Annotated in this window: 1 protein-coding gene; it reads right to left on the bottom strand. The window is 61.6% G+C overall.

What is annotated here, in order from left to right; translation table 11 throughout:
• On the bottom strand, positions 1-453 hold a 453-nt coding region (locus tag AC1D0P_RS29420; protein WP_477679962.1), incomplete at both ends, for an aminotransferase class III-fold pyridoxal phosphate-dependent enzyme.

Genomic DNA, 453 nt, shown 5'->3' with positions numbered 1-453 from the left:
GTATTGGGCGACGTGACCGGATGAACCCAAGCCGGCCGCGTGGTCCGCGCCTGCGGGTTATCGGCGATCGAGGTCGAAACCGCGTCGCTTGCCACGGTCCAGCCGTGGTAGGCCTCGAGCAGGCTGACGATATTGCGGGCGCCCGAATGCGCCCAGGCGAGGCGAAGCGCCAAATCATTGGCTTCGGAGCCGGAATTGACCAGGAAGACGGTGTTCAGCCCTTGCGGCGCCAAGTCCGCAAGGCGCTTGGAGAATTCGGCGATGCCGGCATAGTGGAAGCGCGAATTGGTGTTGAGCAGACTCCATTGCCAGCCGACTGCCGCCGCGAGCTTTTCGTGACCATGGCCGAGGATCGCGACATTATTGACCATGTCGAGATAGGTACGGGCGTTGATGGCATACATTTGCTGGCGCCAGCCGCGCTCGATCTGCGGTGGATTCTTGTAATAGTTC

The organism is Polaromonas sp. P1_G2 (genome assembly GCF_056405515.1).
The sequence above is the reverse complement of the archived record's forward strand: the minus strand, read 5'-3'. Positions and strand labels throughout refer to the sequence as shown.